Below are 14794 nucleotides of genomic sequence, written 5' to 3'. Positions count from 1 at the left end.
CCATGGGCTGGCGCCTGCGTTCTTCCCCGGGCCTGCGTTTGCGCCTCCTCTGGGTGCTGGTGCCCGTGCTGATGGCCCTGCTGGTGCTCGACAGCTGGCGCGACAGCGTCAGCCTGGCACGCGAGCTCGAGCGCGCCTATGACCAGAGTCTGTTGGAGCCGGCCCAGGCGCTGTCGGACAACCTGCGTTGGGACAGTGACGGACAGCTGAGCCTGGACGAGCCCCTGCACATCATCTCGATGTTCGAGGTGCTCAGCAGCCGGCGCAAGTTTTTGCGGGTGCAGATGCAAACCCCCGACGGGGCCCAGCAGCGCCTGTTGCTGGGCGCCGCCCAGTTCCCAGAACCCGCGCATGACCCGGCCGACCCCAGCCGCCCATTCCGCGCGGCAGACGATGACACGCGGGTGTCGTACGCCGCTGAAGTGGACCACCAGCCGGTGCGGGTGCTGGCGCTGCTGCGGGTGCTGCATGACCAGTCGGGCCAGGAGTGGCGCGTGCTGATCCAGACGGCGCAGACCAGCGCCGGCATTGAGCGCACGGTGCGCAGCCTGATGTGGGACAGCCTGCTGCGCGATGGGCGCACCTTGCTGGTGCTGGTTCTGGTGGTGTGGCTGGGCGTGGCCTGGGGCCTGCGCCCGCTCCAGGCCTTGCGCCGCGCCGTGCAGCAGCGCCGCAGCGATGACCTGCAGCCGCTGGCCACCGAGGCCGTGCCCGGTGAGGTGCGGCCGCTGGTTGATGCGATGAACCTGCACCTGGCGCAGCAGCGCGATGCGCTGGCCCAGCAGCGCCAGTTTCTGGCCGATGCCTCGCACCAGCTGCGCACGCCGCTGGCCATTCTGAGCACGCAGGCCGCCTATGCGCTGCGCGAGACCGATCCCGAGGCCGTGCAGGCGAGCTTGCGCAGCATGCTCCAGCAACTGCAGCGCGGCCGCCGCGTGTCCGAGCAGCTGCTGGCGCTGGCCCATGCCAGCCAGCCTGCCGTGCAGCAGGCCCGGGAGGGCGAGGTCTGCGACGCCAATACGGTGGCGCGTGAGGTGGTGCTGGCCTACCTGCCGCTGGCGCTGGACAAGCAGCAGGACCTGGGCTGGATCGATGTGCGTGGCCAGGATTTTGAGGGCGATGCCGAGGGCGAGGCCGACCCGGGCGCCGCGATGGCCGCAGCAGTGCAGGCCCCCGCCACCGCCGTCTATGAGCTGCTGGCCAACCTGGTGCACAACGCGATTGCCTACACGCCAGCCCGGGGCCGCATCAATGTCTCGGTGCAGCGTGACGGGGCCTGGGTGCAGATCCGCGTGCAGGACAACGGCCCCGGCATTGCGCCCGAGGACCGTGAGCGCGCCTTTGCGCGCTTTAGCCGCTTGCAGCCTGATGCTGCGCAGGCGCCGGGCGGATCGGGCCTGGGCCTGGCCATTGCCCGGGCCTATGTGCAGCGCTTCCACGGTGAGCTGCTGCTGGACGATGGCGAGGCCCGTGATGGCGTTGCCGGCCGGGGGCTGACCGCCCTGGTGCGCCTGCCTGTGGCCCGCGATCCCGCCTGAGCGCGCTGTCCTTTGCGGGACTGTTTTCGCTAAGTAGATTTACGTATTTTGCGGCCCCCTCTGACATTTGGCAGGTGTTTGGCAGCTTCGTTTTCTAGACTTTCCGCGCAAGTTGTAAGAAAAGGAGACGAACATGGGTCAACACAGGTCCACCCTTGCGGGTGTGCAGGGGCGCCGGGCGCCCGCCAAGGAGCGGCCATGAGCGCCGGCGGCAAGAACTACAACAAGGATTACTACGGCGGCGCGCTGATGATCCTGCTCGGTGGCAGCGCGGCCTATGCGGCGCAAAGCTACAACATTGGCTCGCTGGCCCACATGGGTCCGGGCTACTTCCCGTTTGCGGTCGGCATTTTGCTGGCGCTCACGGGCGTGCTGATCGCGCTGAACGCCAAGAAAACAGGCACCGGCGACGAGGCGGCGCTGGTGGGACACAAGCATGAGATTCCCGATTTCCGGGGCGCTGCTTGCATCATCCTGGGCACCATTGCCTTTTACTTCTGTGGCGAATACCTGGGCCTGCTGCCCGCGACCTTTGCCATCGTGTTTATCTGTGCTTTGGGTGACCGCAGCAACAGCGTGATGGCCTGCTTCGTGCTGGCCATGTCGATGATGATCGTCGCCGTGGTGATTTTCTGGTGGGCGCTGCAGGTGCAGATGCCGCTGGTCAGGTGGGGGATGTAAGCCATGGGACAAGCATTGCAAGACCTCTGGTACGGCTTTGGCATCGCCTTCCAGGGCCATAACCTGATGTGGTCGTTTTTCGGCGTGCTGGTGGGCAACCTGATCGGCGTATTGCCGGGCATGGGCGCGCTGTCGGCGATCTCCATTCTGCTGCCACTGACCTACACCATGCATCCGGTGCCTGCCATCCTGATGCTGGCCGGTATCTTCTACGGCTCCCAGTACGGCGGCGCCATCGGCGCAATCTTGCTGAACCTGCCATCGCACCCGCCCCATGCAGTGACCTGCCTGGACGGCTACCCAATGACCAAGAAGGGCAAGGGCGGAACGGCGCTGGGGATCACGATGATCTGCTCGTTCTTTGCGGCCTCGGTCGGCATCATCGTGATGATCTTCGCCTCGCCACTGCTGACCACGATCGCGTTCAAGTTTGGCCCGGCCGAGCTGTTCTCCATCATGCTGCTGGGCCTGCTGGCGGGCTCGACCATGTCGCGCGGCTCGCCGCTCAAGGGCGTGGCGATGACCTTGTTCGGCCTGCTCTGCGGCATCGTTGGCACCGACGTGAACAGCGGCACCTTCCGCTTTGCGTTCGACATCCCGGACCTGAGCGATGGCCTGGAGATGGTGGCGGTGGCGATGGGCTTGTTCGGTATTGCCGACTTCCTGCTCAACGTCAACAAGATGAAGGCGATCACCAGCAACACCAAGATGCGCATCCGTGACATGCGCCCTTCGATGGCCGAGCTCAAGGAAGCCTTCTGGCCGATGGTGCGCGGCACGGCCGTGGGCACCTTGTTTGGTGCGATGCCCGGCACGGGCCCGACCATCACCACCTTCATCGCCTATGCGCTGGAGCAAAAGGTGGCCAAGGACCCAAGCCGTTTTGGTACCGGCATGATCGCTGGCGTGGCAGCCCCCGAGGCCTCCGCGCACTCGAAGACCCAGGTGGACTTCATCCCGACCATGAGCCTGGGCATTCCCGGTGATGCGGTGATGGCGCTGCTGCTGGGCGCGCTGCTGATCCAGGGCATTCAGCCCGGTCCTCAGCTGATCACCGAGCATCCGGACATTTTCTGGGGCCTGATCGCCAGCTTCTGGATCGGTAATGTGATCTTGATGATTCTGAACGTGCCGCTGATCGGCGTCTGGGTCAAGATGCTGGCCGTGCCGTACAAGTACCTGTTCCCTTCGGCGATGTTCTTCATTGCAGTGGGTGTGTTCACCACGCAAAACAGCCTGTTCCATATCTGGGAGGTGCTGGCCTTCGGCATCATCGGCGCCGTCTTGATGGTGCTGGACTTCTCTGTCGCCCCCATCATGCTGGGCTTTGTGCTGGGGCCGATGATGGAGGAGAACTTCCGCCGTGCGCTTCTGCTGTCCCGTGGCGACATGATGGTCTTCATGCAGCGCCCCATCAGCGCGACCTTTGTCTGCATCAGCCTGTTCCTGCTCGCTGCCGTGACCTGGTCGGCCTGGCGCAAGCGCTCGGGCGTGAGTAAGGTGGCCCAGGCCATCGCGCAGGAGACCTCGGACGCTGGCGTGGTGGTGGCCAAGTAAGGCTCGCTGCCCCAAGCAAAAGCCGCTCCTCGGAGCGGCCTTTGCTTTGGGGTACTAAGAGGCGATCAGCGCTGCAGTTGGGAGAACTCGCGCTCTACATCGGCATGGGCCTGCTGCATGGTGGTCGAAGGCGGCGGGCCCATGCGGCTCACGACCACAGCGGCGATCCAGGCGAAGGCAAAACCGGGGATGATCTCGTACAGGCCCAGCCAGCCAAGCTGCTTCCAGACCAGCACGGTGACGGCCCCGACGATGATGCCGGCCAGTGCGCCGCCACGCGTCATGCGGCTCCAGAACAAGGACAGGATGATGACCGGGCCAAAGGCTGCACCAAAACCCGCCCAGGCGTAGCTCACCATGCCCAGCACCTTGGCCTCGGGGTTGCTCGCAATGGCAATGGCAATCAGCGCTACCAGCAGCACCATCGCGCGGCCCACCCAGACCAGCTCGGTCTGGCTCGCCTGCTTGCGCACAAAGACGCGGTAGATGTCTTCGGTCAGCGCGCTGGAGCACACCAGCAGCTGGCAGGACAAGGTGCTCATCACCGCAGCCAGGATGGCGGCCAGCAAGGCGCCGGCAATCCAGGGGTTGAACAGCTGCTTGGTGATCTCCATGAACACGGTCTCGGCATTGGCGTTCACCGCGGCAGCGCCTTCCGGGTGGGCGGCGAAATACGGAATGCCGATAAAGCCCACCGCCACGGCACCGCCCAGGCACAGCACCATCCAGGCCATGCTGATGCGGCGTGCGGCCGGAATGGTCTGCACCGATGAGGCGGCCATGAAGCGCACCAGGATATGCGGCTGGCCAAAGTAGCCCAGGCCCCAGGCCAGCAGCGAGGCGATGCCCGCAACGCTGGCGCCGCGCAGCAGATCGAACTTTTCTGCCGCGACGATGGCATGCAGGTCCTGGCCGGGCTGCAGCTGGCCCTGCACGGCCAGCCAGGCAATCACCGGTGCCAGCAGCAGCGCGGTGATCATCAGCGAGGCCTGGATGGTGTCGGTCCAGCTCACGGCCAGAAAGCCGCCAATCAGCACATAGGCGATGGTGCAAGCTGCGCCCACCCACAGCGCGGTGGTGTAGGGCATGCCGAACATGTTCTCGAACAGGCGCGCGCCTGCAACGACGCCCGATGCGCAGTACAGCGTGAAGAACACCAGGATGACCAGCGCGGTAACGATGCGCAGCACGTTGCTGCGGTCCTCAAAGCGGTTGGCCAGGTAGTCGGGCAAGGTCAGCGCATTGCCGGCACGCTCGGTGTAGAGGCGCAGGCGGCCAGCTACAAAGAACCAGTTGAGGTAGGCGCCGAAGACCAGCCCGATCGCAATCCAGGATTCGGACAGACCGGTGGCGTAGATGGCCCCGGGCAGGCCCATCAGCAGCCAGCCGCTCATGTCCGAGGCCCCGGCCGAGAGTGCAGTCACAAAACTGCCCAGGCTGCGGCCGCCCAGGATGTAGTCGGACAGGTTCTTCGTGCCTAGGTAGCCGAGCCAGCCGATGGCGAGCATGGCCACCAGGTAGATGGCGAACATGATCGCCGTGGGATCGTTCCAGGAAAATTGCATCACTGAGCCTCCTTGGTGTTGTGGTATTTCGGGGTGGAAGAGCGGGTGCGTAGCCTTGGCCAGGGGCCGGGTATGAACCCATCGGAATGGCGGCAGAAGAGAGCCGGCAAAGACCCGGGGTGAAAAACGCGCCCGGCCTGCAATATGGCACGGCTGCTCCCCGAAATTAACCAGCCTTATCTATTTTGATGTGACGATAGGTAATAAAAAAGCCCCTGGCCAGGAGGCCAGGGGCAGCAGTGGGCGGAGCGCCGTGGGCGGTGATCAGGCCGGCAGAAAGCCTTCCACCGACAGGTAGCGCTCGCCGGTGTCATAGGCAAAGCCCAGCACTTTGGCGTTGGGGGGCAGATCGGGCAGCTTTTGTGCAATGGCGGCCAGCGTGGCACCCGACGAGATGCCGACCAGCAGGCCTTCTTCGCGGGCCGCGCGGCGCGCGTATTCACGGGCGGGCTCGGCATCGACCTGGATCACGCCGTCGAGCACGCTGGTATCGAGGTTGCGCGGGATAAAGCCGGCGCCAATGCCCTGGATCGGGTGGGGGGCTGGTTGGCCGCCCGAAATGACGGGCGATGCGGTGGGCTCGACGGCATAGACCTTGAGCTGCGGGAACTTGGCCTTGAGCACATGGGCCACGCCCGACAAATGGCCACCAGTGCCGACACCGGTGATCAGCACATCGATGCCATCGGGGAAATCGGCCAGCAGCTCTTGGGCGGTGGTGCGCTCATGCACCGCCGTGTTGGCCGGGTTTTCGAACTGCTGCGGAATCCACGAGCCTGGGGTTTGGGCGGCCAGCTCTTCGGCGCGGGCGATCGCGCCCTTCATGCCTTTTTCCTTGGGGGTCAGGTCAAAGCTGGCGCCATAGGCCAGCATCAGGCGGCGGCGCTCGATGGACATGCTCTCGGGCATCACCAGGATGAGCTTGTAGCCCTTGACGGCGGCGACGAGCGCCAGGCCCACGCCGGTGTTGCCGCTGGTGGGCTCGATGATGGTGCCGCCGGGCTTGAGCGCGCCGGTCTTTTCGGCATCTTCGATCATCGCCAGCGCGATGCGGTCCTTGATGGAGCCGCCGGGATTGCTGCGCTCGGACTTGATCCAGACCTGGGCGCCAGCGCCGAACAAGCGGTTGATATGGACCACCGGCGTATTGCCAATGGTGTGCAGAATATTCTCAACTTTCATGGTGCCTCCAGCGGATCAGGATGAACAAGGGGGTGGAAATAGCTGAACCATTGTGACGCAGTTGATCATTCCGGCTGGAATATCAATATGTCCAAGATGTTCTTAACGACATGGGACTACAGACACCCGCCCACCGGTCTTTCCTTGATGGCTGTCAATACCGCCAGCAGCCCATCGACCGAAGATGGGCACTGAACATCATCGCCGTGCAAGGAGGCCGTTTGCTGAGTTTCAACACCACCCTGGTTCTGCTGGGCGTCTGCTGCGTCAGCCTGCTGCTGGGCTTTTCCTGGCGCGACAAGGTCTGGGCGCCCTGGCTGATGCTGGTATCGGTCTGTGGCCTGCTGGCGCTGATGGCCAGGATCATCTACGACCTTTTGTCGATGGGCTGAAAGGTCAGACCACGCTGCTGGCCGCGTCCCTGGCGCGGCGCAGTGGCGTTTTCCACAACTCGGCCAGCAGCACGCCCAAAATGGTCATCGCCCCGCCGATCCACAGGTAGCTGTGCAACTGCTCCTTGGCCCAGGCCGAGGCGATCAGCGCCGTCAGCAGCGGGGTCAGGTTGAAGAACATGATCGAGCGGCTGGGCCCGAGCTTGGCGACAGCGGTCATCCACATCCAGGTGGCCACAATCGAGGCCATGGTGCCGGCATACGCGACCAGGTACCAGTTGTCCGCATTGAGTCCGACCTTGGGCGAGGCCAGGTAGAACGGCAGTTGGGCGAACATGGCCACCACCATCTGCAGGTACAGCAGCTGCCAGCTGGGCACGCGCGGCATGGCCCAGCGCTTGAGCAGGATGTTGTAGGCCGCATAGGCCAGGCAGGCCAGCAGCATCAGCAGATCGCCGCGGTTGATGCCGTGGTCCAGCAGCGATGCGGGATGCCCTTCGCTGATCACCAGCACCACCCCGGCAAAGGCCAGCACCGAGCCGATGGCGCCGCCGGCCGTCAGCACCTGGCCGAGCAGGCCTACGCAGATGCCCAGCACCACCAGCGGCGACAGGGTCAGGATGATGCCCATGTGTGTGGCCGTGGTGTACGCGGCGGCAAAGTAGGCGCAGCTTTGGTAGACCACCATGCCCAAAATGCCCAGCACCAGGATCTGGCCGGCATGGCACCGGATGGCCTCGCGGTTGCGCCAGACCGCCGGCAGCAGCACGGGGGTGACCAGCAGCACCGCCAGCACCCAGCGCAAAAAGCCGATTTCAATGGGGGCGATGGCGCCAGCGGCTTGTTTGCTGACGACGGTGTTGCCCGACCAGATCAGGACCGCGAGCAGCGGATACAGGTATTGCATGGGAGTAGAACTTAAAAACGTCTGGCTGCTATCATCGCTGTGGCAGGTTTAAAGCCTATAGCTGTAATCAGACATTTGATGCACCAAGCCAGACATGTTGCGCTGGCCGGATGCTGCAAGGAGCCACGATGGCGACAGGCCAGGCACTGAAGATCTACGACGTGGACCAGGAGACCGCACCCTATCTGGTGCGCTACGACGAGTTTGCCGCCGGCAGTTTTGCCGATGCGCACCGCCACCGGCTGGGCCATCTGAACTACACCTCGCATGGCACGATGACCATCGTCACCCAGGGCCGGCAGCTGGTGGCGCCGCCGCAGTACGGCATCTGGATACCGCCGGCCGTCGAGCACAACTGCTATGTGCCGCAGGCTGCCGTCTACCGCTCGTTTTATGTGCAGCCAGCGCTGTGCACGGGCCTGCCCCAGCAGGCCTGCATCCTGCGCATCAGCGCCATCGTGCGCAGCATCCTGGCCGATCTGGCCCAGCGCGACATACGCCGGCCCGCGGCGCCCGAGGACCTGCGCCTGGCCGAAGTGATGGTGGACCAGCTGCGGCTGGCGCCCTCGGAGCACAGTTTTTTGCCCGCCGCCCAGACCCGGGCGCTCGTCAGCGTGCTCGATGCCCTCAAGGCCGAGCCCGGCAGCCGCCGCACGATGGCCGAGTGGGCGGCCTCGGTGCATATGACCGAGCGCACCTTGGCGCGCCACTGCCACCAGGAGCTGGGCATGGGCCTGGCCGAATGGCGCCAGCGCCTGCGCCACCTTTGCGCGGTGGATGCGCTGGGCCAGGGCCGGACGGTGCAGGAGATTGCCTTTGACCTGGGCTACAGCACGGCCTCGGCCTTTATCGCGATGTTCCAGCGCGCAGCGGGCATGCCGCCCGAGCAGTTCCGGCGTGAGTTCAGCAGCGCGGTGGCGGAGTAGGGCGGCAACACTGCATTTACCCCGGCGGCGGCCTGCAGTTTTTGTGCGGCTCGCGCGGGCAGGCGCCATTCGGTGGAATAATCACGCCTGTGAAGCCTGCCAGACCGCCGCTGGTGCTAGTGCCGAAAGGCCGCACTGGAGGAACGTCCGGACTGCACAGGACAGCGTAGCAGCTAACGGCTGCCCACCGTGAGGTGAGGATCAGAGCAACAGAGACGAGTCCGGGGGGCGTACCGCAAGGTAAACCACTCGGGGTGAAACGGGCAATCTCTACGCGCAGCAATACCAAGTAGGCCAGCGTTGATGTGGTTCCGCAGAGTTGGCGGGTAGGTAGCGTCGAGCCGTGGTGGCGACACCCGGCCCAGAGTAATGGCGGTCACGCCTGGGGCAACCCAGGTGCACAGAATCCGGCTTATCGGCAGACTTCACACTTTGATCTTGAATAAAACGGCCTCCGATGTAGATCGGTGGCCGTTTTGTCTTTTTGAGCTCGGCGGACTCAGTCCTTTTTACGGGCGCGCGGATGGGCCTGGTCGTAGACCTGGGCCAAGTGCTGAAAATCCAGCCGGGTATAGACCTGGGTGGTGGTGATGCTGGCGTGGCCCAGCAGCTCCTGCACGGCGCGCAAATCCTGGCTGGACTGCAGCACATGGCTGGCAAAGGAGTGGCGCAGCATGTGCGGGTGCACGGGGGTGGTCATGCCGGCAACCAGGCTGCGCTCGCGCAGGCGCTGCCAGACGCTGGCGGCCGACAGGCGGGCGCCGCGCACGCCGATGAACAGCGCCGCATCGCAGGGCGCCACCTGGTCGCGCACGGCCAGCCAAGCCTGCAGCGCGGCCAGCGCGGCCTTGCCCACCGGCACCACGCGGCGCTTGCTGCCCTTGCCCAGCACATGGGCCTCGGCTGCGTCCCTATCGATCCAGCCCAGCGCCTGCACGCTGGCGGCGGTATCCAGGCCCACCAGCTCGCCCACACGCAGGCCACTGCCGTAGAGCAGCTCAACCATCGCGCTGTCGCGCGCCTGCACCCAGGGGTCGCCCTGGGCCTGGCTGGATTCGGCAAAGCGCACGGCATCGTCGACCGACAAGGCCTTGGGCAGCGGCTTGGGGGATTTGGGGGCGCGCACATCCTGCACCGGGTTGCGCTCGACCAGGCCTTCGCGGCCGGCCCAGGTAAAAAAGCCGCGCCAGCCGCTCAAGATCAGCGCAATGCCCCGGCCGCTGCGGCCAGCCGCATGCATCTGCGCGACAAAGCGGCGGATGTGCTGGGGGCCGAGCTGCAGCACCTCGGTATGGGCTTCGGCCGCCATGGCCGACAGGCGCTGCAAATCCAGCGTGTAGAGCGTGTGGGTGCGTGGCGCCAGCCGCTTTTGCACGCGCACATGCTCCAGGTACTGGAGCATGGGGGCGCTGAGCGCGGCGGTGTCCATGGGAACTAGCGCAGGCGGCAGAGCACGCTGGCGGCGATCTCGCCAATGCGCTCGAGCAGGTCGGTGTCCATGTCGGCCTGGAAGCGGGCCGGATCGGGCGAGCCCAGTACCAGCAGGCCCCAGGCAGGCGTGTCGCCCAGGATGGCGCCATCGCGCAGCGGCAGCAGCACCACCGACTGCACCTGGGCGCTGTCGGGCAGCCAGCCGGCCGGCTCGACGCCAACATTGGGGCCGCAGTAGGGGGTGGACAGCGAGCTGGCAAAGCTGCGGGCATCGGCGCTCACGCCCTGGGCAAAGGGCTCGTTCAGGTAGGTCTCGGCCACATCCCACAGCCGCAGCGCGACCTGGGGCACCTCGAAGTGCTGCATCAAGCTCTCGGCAATCACCTCGGGCAGCTGCAGCGGGTTGCGGGTCTTGACCACATCGCAGGTCCAGTGGTGGATGCGGTCGATGGTGTGGTGGTTCTGGCTGCCGTTGCGCATCATGTCCATGATGCGGTGCTCCAGGCCCTTGATCTTGTCGCGCAGCATCTCGGCCTGGCGCTCCTGCAGGCTGACGGTGCGGTTGCCGTAGGGGCTGACCATGTGCACGCCGGTCAGTACCTGGGCCTGGCGCTCGAAGAAATCCGGTGTCTGCACCAGGAACTCGGCGATGTCTTCTTCGGTAATGGGGGGAACCTGGTTGTTTGCGCTCATCGGTCTCTCTCGTATCGGCTGTTCGCCGTCTCCTCGTTCGGTCACCGCAGTATGCCGCGCTAAGACTAGTCCGGAATGCTGATCTCACCTTCGAACACCGTCGTGGCCGGGCCGGTCATCATCACCGGGTCGGCGGCCTGGCCGCTCCAGGCAATGGTCAGCAGGCCGCCCCGGGTCTGCACATCCACCGGGCTTTGCAGCAGGCCCAGCTCAATGCCGGCCACCACCGCCGCGCAGGCGCCGGTGCCGCAGGCCAGGGTCTCGCCGGTGCCGCGCTCGAACACCCGCAGCCGCACCTGATGCGCCGTTTGCACCTGCAAAAAGCCGACATTCACGCGCTCGGGAAAGCGCGGGTGGGATTCCAGTACCGGGCCTTGGGATTCGACCGGCGCGGTATCCACATCGTCGACCAGCATCACCGCATGCGGGTTGCCCATGGACACGGGCACGATGAACACGGTAGTTGGATCGACCGGCACCTGCAGCGCCAACGGCCATTTCTGCGTGTGGTGCTGGGCCACCGGCGTGAGGCCGCTGGTGTTGAAGGGGACGTCTTCTGGCACCAGGCGTGGCTGGCCCATGTTCACGGTGACGCGGCCATCGGCCATCAACTCGGGGGCGATCACGCCTTTTTGGGTCTGGACCCGGATCGCCTGCTTGTCGGTCAGGCCCTTGTCATACACAAAACGGGCAAAACAGCGCGCGCCATTGCCGCATTGCTCCACCTCGCCGCCATCGGCGTTGTGGATCAGGTATTCGAAATCGATCCCAGGGGCGGGCGAGGGCCGCACCGTCAGGATCTGGTCGGCGCCCACGCCAAAATGGCGGTCGGCCAGAAAGCGGTACTGGTCGGCACGCAGACCCAGCGGGCCGGCGGTCTCGTCGAGCACGACAAAATCATTGCCGGCGCCTTGCATCTTGGTAAAACGGATGTCCATCTGGCTATTATCGCTTTTTGGGCCCGGTCCGATGCGCAACGGGGCAGAGGGCGCAAGAAGCTGTCAACCGTGGCGTGCGCCGAGGTTGCAGATGCGGACAGTCTGGGGCCTGCGCCAGCCCCGCCCGCCCTGCCGGTGACACAGCCCGGCCATGCAAGTGTTGATAATGGCCCCATGACCCGTTCCAGCCAGCTTCTCCATGCGCAACGCGAGCCCGCACCGGCCCGCGCAGCCGCCACGGCCTTGTTCCTGCGCGATGCGCCAGACCCCCAAGGCGGGCCGGGTGCGACGCGGCTGGAGGTGCTGATGTCGCGCCGCTCCGACCAGGCCCGCTTTGCGGCGGGGCACTATGTGTTCCCCGGTGGCGCCGTCGATGCCAGCGATGCCCTGCACCACGACCTGCTGGCGCGCCGCACGGCGCAGACCACCGAGGAGCTGACCTATGCCCAGGCCGCGATCCGCGAGAGCCTGGAGGAGATGGGCGTGCTGCTGGCCCGCCACGCCGATGGCCGCTGGGCCAGCCAGGCCGAGGTGGCGGGCATGGACCGCAGCCAGCCGCTGCTGCCCCAGTGCGCGGCGCTGGGGCTGACCTTGGCGGCCGATATGCTGTGGCCGCTGGCACGATGGACGGCCGCGCAGGAAATACCGATCCGCTTTGATGTGCCCTTCTTCGTGGCACGCATGCCCGAGGGCCAGGAACCGGTCACCGACGACACCGAACAGTTCGAGGCGCTGTGGGTGCACCCCGCGCAGGCCTTGCAGCGCGCAGCCGATGGGCAGATGACGGTGATGTTCCCCACCCGGGTCACCCTGGAGCGCCTGGCCGCCTACCCCACGGTGCAGGCGCTGCTTGATGTGCTGCAGGCGCTGCAGCAGGTGCAGCCGGGCCAATGGCTGTGGCAGTCGATGCCGCGTGGCGCGATGGTCGATGGCGAGGTGCGGCGTTTTATGGAGCATGAGACTGCCTATGGCGAGCTGGCCCTGGTCTGCCCCGATGGCCAGCTGCACCATGCGCTGGGCTGGCAGAGCGCTCAGCCGGTGCCGCTGTTGAAGAACGTGCAGCGCCTGACGGCCGACAACGGCGGCACGATGACCGGCCCGGGCACCAACACCTATCTGGTCGGTGATGCCGAGACCGGCTACATCGTGGTCGACCCCGGCCCCAAGCCGCAGCCGCAGGACGACCCGCACCTGGCGCGCATCCTGGCCGCCACCGGGGGCGATATCCGCGCCATCGTCTGCACCCATTCGCATCCCGACCACTCACCGGGCGCGGCGCCGCTGCAGGCGCTGGTGGCCCAGGCAGGGCGCAGCAAACCGGTGATCTGGGGGCTGGCTTCTGCCTGCACTGCAAGGGCCGGCAGCCAGTTCACGCCGGACCAGGCGCTGCAGGACGGCCAGGTGCTGCAGCTGGCACACCCTAGCGACCCGGCGCGCAGCCACAGCCTGCGCGTGCTGCACACGCCAGGCCATGCGGCCAACCATGTCTGCCTGGTGCTGGAAGAAGACGGCCTGCTGTTCAGCGGCGACCATATCCTGAACGGCAGCACGACGGTGGTGGACCCGCCCGACGGCAATATGCGCCTCTACCTGGCATCGCTCGCCAAGCTGGCCAGCGCCTGCGAGCAAGGGCAGATCGGCTTTATCCTGCCGGCCCATGGCTATGTGCTGGCCCAGCCGCTGCAGGTGATTGCCAAGCTGCATGCGCACCGCATGGCGCGCGAAGAGAAGGTGCGCGATGCCATGGCCCAGGCGCCCGATGGCACGCCGGAAGACTGGGTGGCCATCGCCTATGCCGACACGCCCGAGCGGCTTTGGCCGGTGGCCAAGCGCTCACTGCTGGCGCATGTGGAGCATATTCGCGGGATGTGAGGCAGGCTTGGGCCTTGCGCCCAAGTGCATAGAACCTGTTCAATGTCTCCTCGCGCCGCGACAGTGTCTTTGTGGGAGGGGATGCTAGGGGGGGCCCAGCCGCGCAACACCGCAGCAATAGCCCAGCTATTGCGAGGATTTGCAACAATGCAGACCGCCCCTGCCCGGGCGGCCCTAGTCGGGCACCCCTTGCCGGGCGCCCACAAAGCCACTGTCCCTACGGGTTGGAGTGAAATCGGGCGATTTCTGCGCGCTGGCTCTTGCTTGCACCCCGGTGCAAGCTGCGTTCCACCCCTTCGAACTCATCCCGATTGCACTCCAACGCGGCTGCGTAGGGACTTTGAACAGGTTCTTACAGCTTGGGGATCTTGATACGGCTGATCATCAGCGAGCCCGAGACTGCAAACAGCAGCACCAGCGGGTGCAGGGTAAAGCCGCCGATCAGCACTTTGCCAAACCACAGATCGGCGCGCACCGCGTTCATCACGGCGGCCAGCGCGAGCAGGGCCACCAGCACGATCGAGGTGGGGATGGGGGTGCCTTCGAAATACTTCACCTTGCCCGATGGCCCCTCTGACAGTGATTCTGCGGTCACGTTGTAGCGCGCCAGGCGCGAGACGCCGCAGGCCACAAAGTAGCCCAGCACAATGCGGTCCCACAGGCCTTGCATGCCGCAGGCATAGGCAATGATGGCTGGCGCCACACCGAACGAGATCACATCGGCGAGCGAATCGAGCTCGCGCCCCATCGCCGATGACTTTTGCCGCCAGCGCGCAATGCGGCCATCAAAGATGTCGAAGACCAGCGCGGCCAGCACCAGGGCGGCGGCAAAGTAGATGTGCCGGCGGTCCGAGGTCTCCAGAAAGGTCATCGCCGAGAACAGCGCGCCCACGCCGCAGACGGCATTGCCCAAGGTGAACCAGTCAGCGAGGTGGAACTCGCGAATCATCGAAAAACGTTTGTGTGGACTATTCATGGATAGGATGTCTGCGGCTCAAATGCACGGGCCGCCTCTGGGGGCGCCCTGGTTGCGACCATGGTACACCCAGTATCGGCCAGCGCCAAACCGGGCGCAGGCCGTGCTCCATCAAGCGGGCAAGATCTCCATCAAT

The 14794-nt window shown here is 65.6% G+C and carries 13 protein-coding genes and 1 other RNA gene; 7 read left to right on the top strand and 7 right to left on the bottom strand.

Translation table 11 applies throughout. The features are described 5' to 3' along the window. Positions 1–2: 2 nt before the first annotated feature. The 3 genes from F0Q04_RS22420 (at position 3) to F0Q04_RS22410 (ending at position 3776) form a co-directional block, all read left to right on the top strand. On the top strand, positions 3–1538 hold the full coding sequence (locus F0Q04_RS22420) for a sensor histidine kinase (protein ID WP_182343607.1): 1536 nt from the start codon (positions 3–5) through the stop codon (positions 1536–1538). 198 nt (positions 1539–1736) lie between these two features. Beyond that, the gene (locus tag F0Q04_RS22415) at positions 1737–2219 is read left to right on the top strand and encodes a tripartite tricarboxylate transporter TctB family protein (RefSeq protein WP_232539447.1); all 483 of its coding nucleotides are present in this window, start codon (positions 1737–1739) and stop codon (positions 2217–2219) included. 3 nt (positions 2220–2222) lie between these two features. After that, entirely contained in the window at positions 2223–3776 is a 1554-nt protein-coding gene (locus tag F0Q04_RS22410) for a tripartite tricarboxylate transporter permease (protein WP_116926518.1), read from the top strand. Positions 3777–3841: 65 nt separating this feature from the next. Here the strand turns inward: F0Q04_RS22410 and putP are convergent, their stop codons facing one another. Together putP and cysK are read right to left on the bottom strand one after the other, a co-directional pair. Continuing rightward, positions 3842–5341: a sodium/proline symporter PutP gene (gene putP / locus F0Q04_RS22405; protein WP_182343605.1), complete on the bottom strand. Its 1500-nt coding sequence runs from the start codon at positions 5339–5341 to the stop codon at positions 3842–3844. Positions 5342–5605: 264 nt separating this feature from the next. Continuing rightward, positions 5606–6523 carry a cysteine synthase A gene (gene cysK, locus F0Q04_RS22400; RefSeq protein WP_182343603.1) on the bottom strand — a complete coding sequence of 306 codons (918 nt, stop codon included), beginning with the start codon at positions 6521–6523 and terminating at the stop codon, positions 5606–5608. A gap of 110 nt (positions 6524–6633) precedes the next feature. Between cysK and F0Q04_RS22395 the strand changes: the two genes are divergently transcribed. Continuing rightward, a complete protein-coding gene (locus F0Q04_RS22395; protein ID WP_232539446.1) occupies positions 6634–6915 on the top strand; it encodes a hypothetical protein in 282 nt (93 codons plus the stop codon). Positions 6916–6919: 4 nt separating this feature from the next. Here F0Q04_RS22395 and F0Q04_RS22390 read toward each other — a convergent pair whose 3' ends face one another. Then, positions 6920–7822, bottom strand: a complete 903-nt coding sequence (locus F0Q04_RS22390) for a DMT family transporter (RefSeq protein ID WP_182343601.1) — start codon at positions 7820–7822, stop codon at positions 6920–6922. A gap of 128 nt (positions 7823–7950) precedes the next feature. On the opposite strand from F0Q04_RS22390, the gene F0Q04_RS22385 reads away from it, so the two are divergent. Together F0Q04_RS22385 and rnpB are read left to right on the top strand one after the other, a co-directional pair. Next, the gene (locus tag F0Q04_RS22385; protein ID WP_116926564.1) at positions 7951–8748 is read left to right on the top strand and encodes an AraC family transcriptional regulator; all 798 of its coding nucleotides are present in this window, start codon (positions 7951–7953) and stop codon (positions 8746–8748) included. 91 nt (positions 8749–8839) lie between these two features. Next, an RNA gene (rnpB, locus tag F0Q04_RS22380) (RNase P RNA component class A) lies at positions 8840–9179 on the top strand. Positions 9180–9247: 68 nt separating this feature from the next. Here the strand turns inward: rnpB and F0Q04_RS22375 are convergent. The 3 genes from F0Q04_RS22375 to dapF all read right to left on the bottom strand — a co-directional run bounded on the left by F0Q04_RS22375 (position 9248) and on the right by dapF (position 11810). Next, on the bottom strand, positions 9248–10177 hold the full coding sequence (locus F0Q04_RS22375) for a tyrosine recombinase XerC (RefSeq protein WP_182343599.1): 930 nt from the start codon (positions 10175–10177) through the stop codon (positions 9248–9250). 5 nt (positions 10178–10182) lie between these two features. Further along, positions 10183–10872 carry a DUF484 family protein gene (locus F0Q04_RS22370; protein ID WP_116926514.1) on the bottom strand — a complete coding sequence of 230 codons (690 nt, stop codon included), beginning with the start codon at positions 10870–10872 and terminating at the stop codon, positions 10183–10185. A 65-nt stretch (positions 10873–10937) separates the two neighbouring features. Continuing rightward, on the bottom strand, positions 10938–11810 hold the full coding sequence (gene dapF / locus F0Q04_RS22365; RefSeq protein ID WP_116926513.1) for a diaminopimelate epimerase: 873 nt from the start codon (positions 11808–11810) through the stop codon (positions 10938–10940). A 174-nt stretch (positions 11811–11984) separates the two neighbouring features. Between dapF and F0Q04_RS22360 the strand changes: the two genes are divergently transcribed. Then, positions 11985–13682 (top strand): MBL fold metallo-hydrolase, encoded by a 1698-nt coding sequence (locus tag F0Q04_RS22360; RefSeq protein ID WP_182343597.1) that lies wholly within the window; start codon positions 11985–11987, stop codon positions 13680–13682. 352 nt (positions 13683–14034) lie between these two features. On the opposite strand, the gene pssA is transcribed toward F0Q04_RS22360, so the two are convergent. Continuing rightward, on the bottom strand, positions 14035–14658 hold the full coding sequence (pssA, locus tag F0Q04_RS22355) for a CDP-diacylglycerol--serine O-phosphatidyltransferase (RefSeq protein ID WP_182343595.1): 624 nt from the start codon (positions 14656–14658) through the stop codon (positions 14035–14037). Positions 14659–14794 lie beyond the last annotated feature (136 nt).

This window comes from Comamonas koreensis, assembly GCF_014076495.1.
GTDB lineage: Bacteria > Pseudomonadota > Gammaproteobacteria > Burkholderiales > Burkholderiaceae_C > Comamonas > Comamonas squillarum.
This window is presented reverse-complemented; position numbering and strand designations above follow the sequence as displayed.

Coding starts and splice junctions, on each gene's coding strand:
- F0Q04_RS22420 (WP_182343607.1), top strand. CDS start 3: ATGGGCTGGCGCCTGCGTTCTTCCCCGGGCCTGCGTTTGCGCCTCCTC.
- F0Q04_RS22415 (WP_232539447.1), top strand. CDS start 1,737: ATGAGCGCCGGCGGCAAGAACTACAACAAGGATTACTACGGCGGCGCG.
- F0Q04_RS22410 (WP_116926518.1), top strand. CDS start 2,223: ATGGGACAAGCATTGCAAGACCTCTGGTACGGCTTTGGCATCGCCTTC.
- putP (WP_182343605.1), bottom strand. CDS start 5,341: ATGCAATTTTCCTGGAACGATCCCACGGCGATCATGTTCGCCATCTAC.
- cysK (WP_182343603.1), bottom strand. CDS start 6,523: ATGAAAGTTGAGAATATTCTGCACACCATTGGCAATACGCCGGTGGTC.
- F0Q04_RS22395 (WP_232539446.1), top strand. CDS start 6,634: ATGGGACTACAGACACCCGCCCACCGGTCTTTCCTTGATGGCTGTCAA.
- F0Q04_RS22390 (WP_182343601.1), bottom strand. CDS start 7,822: ATGCAATACCTGTATCCGCTGCTCGCGGTCCTGATCTGGTCGGGCAAC.
- F0Q04_RS22385 (WP_116926564.1), top strand. CDS start 7,951: ATGGCGACAGGCCAGGCACTGAAGATCTACGACGTGGACCAGGAGACC.
- F0Q04_RS22375 (WP_182343599.1), bottom strand. CDS start 10,177: ATGGACACCGCCGCGCTCAGCGCCCCCATGCTCCAGTACCTGGAGCAT.
- F0Q04_RS22370 (WP_116926514.1), bottom strand. CDS start 10,872: ATGAGCGCAAACAACCAGGTTCCCCCCATTACCGAAGAAGACATCGCC.
- dapF (WP_116926513.1), bottom strand. CDS start 11,810: ATGGACATCCGTTTTACCAAGATGCAAGGCGCCGGCAATGATTTTGTC.
- F0Q04_RS22360 (WP_182343597.1), top strand. CDS start 11,985: ATGACCCGTTCCAGCCAGCTTCTCCATGCGCAACGCGAGCCCGCACCG.
- pssA (WP_182343595.1), bottom strand. CDS start 14,658: ATGAATAGTCCACACAAACGTTTTTCGATGATTCGCGAGTTCCACCTC.